At 39.5% G+C, this 3506-nt stretch carries 3 protein-coding genes and 1 pseudogene; all 4 read left to right on the top strand.

Annotated features, from left to right (window positions below; translation table 11 throughout):
- Positions 1 to 443 precede the first annotated feature (443 nt).
- Complete coding sequence (locus FTV34_RS16785; protein ID WP_218949381.1) at positions 444 to 797, top strand: hypothetical protein; 354 nt, start codon at positions 444 to 446, stop codon at positions 795 to 797.
- A 19-nt stretch (positions 798 to 816) separates the two neighbouring features.
- The gene (gene tet(X), locus FTV34_RS16780; protein ID WP_064754130.1) at positions 817 to 1980 is read left to right on the top strand and encodes a tetracycline-inactivating monooxygenase Tet(X); all 1164 of its coding nucleotides are present in this window, start codon (positions 817 to 819) and stop codon (positions 1978 to 1980) included.
- Between the two features lie 17 nt (positions 1981 to 1997).
- Positions 1998 to 2858, top strand: coding sequence for a macrolide hydrolase EstT (gene estT, locus FTV34_RS16775; protein ID WP_180070832.1), 861 nt, complete (start codon positions 1998 to 2000; stop codon positions 2856 to 2858).
- Between the two features lie 65 nt (positions 2859 to 2923).
- Positions 2924 to 3391: pseudogene (locus FTV34_RS16770) on the top strand (GMP synthase (glutamine-hydrolyzing)); the annotation flags it as partial.
- Positions 3392 to 3506 lie beyond the last annotated feature (115 nt).

Raw genomic sequence — 3506 nt, 5'->3', positions numbered from 1 at the left:
AGGAGGGTAAATTTTCAGCGTTGCTGGCTCCCCGTCAGCCGGATTGGGTTGCATCGCAGGGGTGTCGAAAGAGTCAACTGCGGTCCAAAGCTGTTGGACTTGGGTGAAAAGGGCGTTTATTCTTCCTGTACGTACAATCAATTCGGTAGATATTGAACCTGAATATAGGGATATATTTAACTTGACGTTACACCAATCACAACAACGGCAAGTGAATTACGCAATGAGTAATACTTTTGGTTTTGGCGGACACATTGCCACAAGTATTTTTAAAAAATATGCTGAATAGAGAGTAGGTGCTAACTTCGGTTTGCTCGTGTTGGCGCTAAATCGAAAGTTCAAGTATCCCAACATGTTCCTTCGTATAGAAGTTAAAAGTTGGCAATTATCGTAGAACAACCTACAGACAACACCAATATGTAACCGATAAATAATTACAAAATATGACCGACAGAGTAAACATCATCAATAACTACATCGATGGATACAACCAATTTGATATCAAAAAAATGGTTGCAGACCTTGACGATAATATTGTTTTTGAAAACATTCAAAATAATGATATAAGGTTATCGCTGAAAGGGTTAACAGCGTTTAAACAACAGGCAGAAACAGCAAAAACATACTTTGCAAAGAGAACACAGACAGTTAAATCGTTTAGGCATTTTGACAACAGCACTGAAATAGAAATTGATTATACAGCAATTTTAGCAATTGACTTTCCGAACGGCTTAAAAAAAGGGCAAAAGCTAAAGTTATCAGGAAAATCCGTGTTTGAATTTAAAAAAACAAAGTGATTAAATTGACAGACATTAGTTGACATTAAAACCAGCGAACAAGAATATGACTTTATTAAAACATAAAAAAATTACAATAATTGGTGCCGGGCCTGTTGGATTAACAATGGCGAGATTGTTACAGCAAAACGGCGTGGACATTACAGTTTACGAGAGAGACAAAGACCAAGATGCAAGGATTTTTGGTGGGACACTTGATCTGCACAGGGATTCGGGACAGGAAGCAATGAAAAGAGCGGGATTGTTACAAACTTATTATGACTTAGCTTTACCAATGGGTGTAAATATTGTTGATGAAAAGGGCAATATTTTAACCACAAAAAATGTAAGACCCGAAAATCGTTTTGACAATCCTGAAATAAACAGAAATGACTTAAGGACTATCCTATTAAATAGTTTACAAAATGATACCGTCATTTGGGATAGAAAACTTGTTACCCTTGAACCTGATAAGGAGAAGTGGATACTAACTTTTGAGGATAAATCGAGTGAAACAGCAGATCTGGTTATTATTGCCAATGGTGGAATGTCTAAAGTAAGAAAATTTGTTACCGACACGGAAGTTGAAGAAACAGGTACTTTCAATATACAAGCCGATATTCATCAACCGGAGGTGAACTGTCCTGGATTTTTTCAGCTTTGCAATGGAAACCGGCTAATGGCTGCTCATCAAGGTAATTTATTATTTGCGAATCCTAATAATAATGGTGCATTGCATTTTGGAATAAGTTTTAAAACACCTGATGAATGGAAAAGCAAAACGCGGGTAGATTTTCAAGACAGAAATAGTGTCGTTGATTTTCTCCTGAAAAAATTTTCCGATTGGGACGAACGCTACAAAGAACTGATTCGTTTGACATCATCTTTTGTAGGGTTAGCGACACGAATATTTCCCTTAGATAAGTCTTGGAAAAGTAAGCGTCCATTACCCATAACGATGATTGGAGATGCTGCTCATTTGATGCCTCCTTTTGCAGGACAAGGCGTAAACAGTGGGTTGATGGATGCCTTGATATTGTCGGATAATCTGACCAATGGGAAATTTAACAGCATTGAAGAGGCTATTGAAAATTATGAACAGCAAATGTTTGCTTATGGAAGAGAAGCACAGGCAGAATCAATAATAAACGAAACGGAAATGTTCAGCCTCGACTTTTCTTTCCAAAAACTAATGAATCTATAAAACAGAAAGGCGAGGAAATGAAAGAGAAAATAGTTAAAAAAAACGGAATAAGACTTTTTACCGAAAGTTTTGGATGTGAAAAAGATCCGGCAATACTCTTGATTGCGGGAGCAACGGCATCCATGTTGTATTGGGATGCTGAATTTTGCCAGAAACTATCTGAAAAGGGATTTTTTGTTATTCGCTACGACAATAGGGACGTAGGAAAATCTACTAATTACGAACCGGGTTCAACCCCCTATGATATTGTTGACTTAACCCATGATGCTATTTCAATTTTGGACGGCTATAAAATAGTCAAAGCCAATTTTGTGGGAATTTCACTGGGCGGACTGATTTCTCAAATAGCATCAATAAAATATGCCGACAGGGTAAGTTCAATAACACTAATCTCATCAGGTCCTTGGGGCGACTCAGACCCCACAATTCCTGAAATGGATACGCGTATTTTAGATTTTCACGGAAAAGCTGAAACCGTAGATTGGACAAATGAAGACAGTGTGGCAAATTATTTAATTCAAGGTGCTGAATTGATGAGCGGCAGGAAACAATTTGACAAACAAAGAAGTGAAAAACTGATTAGAGCCGAATTTAAAAGAGCTAATAACTATATAAGTATGTTCAATCATGCGGCACTGCAAGGTGGTGAAGAATACTGGAACAGATTGAGCGAAATCAATCAACCAACCTTAATTGTACACGGAACGGACGATAAAATATGGCATTTTAAGAATTCAGCAGTTTTACTTGAAAAGATAAACGGCTCAAAACTAATAACGCTTGATGGAACCGGACACGAACTACATTTCGAAGATTGGAATAAAATTATTGATGGAATAACGCAACATATAACAAATAACAAAAGAATGAACAAATAGGGTATTATGTATTTCCAAATCAACGGTTTAGAGATTGAAGCTAATATCAATGTGTTATGACGCTCAAGCTGGTGGAGCCGCTGCGCGAGCTGTTTAAAGATGAGGTGCGCAAGATCGGTATGGAGTTAGGTCTGCCCTACGACATGGTTTACCGTCATCCCTTCCCTGGCCCTGGCTTGGGTGTGCGTATTCTTGGCGAAGTAAAAAAAGAATATGCCGACAGGTTGCGCTTGGCTGATGCCATCTTTATCGAAGAGCTGTATGCCGCTGACCTGTATCACAAAACCAGCCAAGCCTTCGCTGTATTCTTGCCAGTGAAGTCGGTTGGCGTAGTGGGCGATGCCCGCCGCTATGAGTATGTGGTGGCATTGCGCGCAGTAGAAACTATCGATTTTATGACAGCGCGCTGGGCACACTTGCCGTATGAGTTTTTAGAAACGGTTTCTAGCCGCATCATTAATGAGATTCCCGGTATTTCGCGGGTAACCTACGATGTTTCCTCAAAGCCGCCGGCAACTATTGAGTGGGAGTGACGGGCACTGGCTGGCAATGTCTAGCAACGGCAGGCATTTCGGCTGAGGGTAAAAGAACTTTCCGCTAAGCGATAGACTGTATGTAAACACAGTATTGCAAGGACGCGGAACATGC

The sequence above is a fragment of the Acinetobacter sp. YH16038 genome (assembly GCF_013417275.1).
Taxonomy (GTDB): Bacteria; Pseudomonadota; Gammaproteobacteria; order Pseudomonadales; family Moraxellaceae; genus Acinetobacter.
This window is presented reverse-complemented; position numbering and strand designations above follow the sequence as displayed.

Bases quoted from the DNA above. Each gene is read 5' to 3' on its own strand.
- FTV34_RS16785 (WP_218949381.1), top strand. From the start codon at position 444: ATGACCGACAGAGTAAACATCATCAATAACTACATCGATGGATACAAC.
- estT (WP_180070832.1), top strand. From the start codon at position 1,998: ATGAAAGAGAAAATAGTTAAAAAAAACGGAATAAGACTTTTTACCGAA.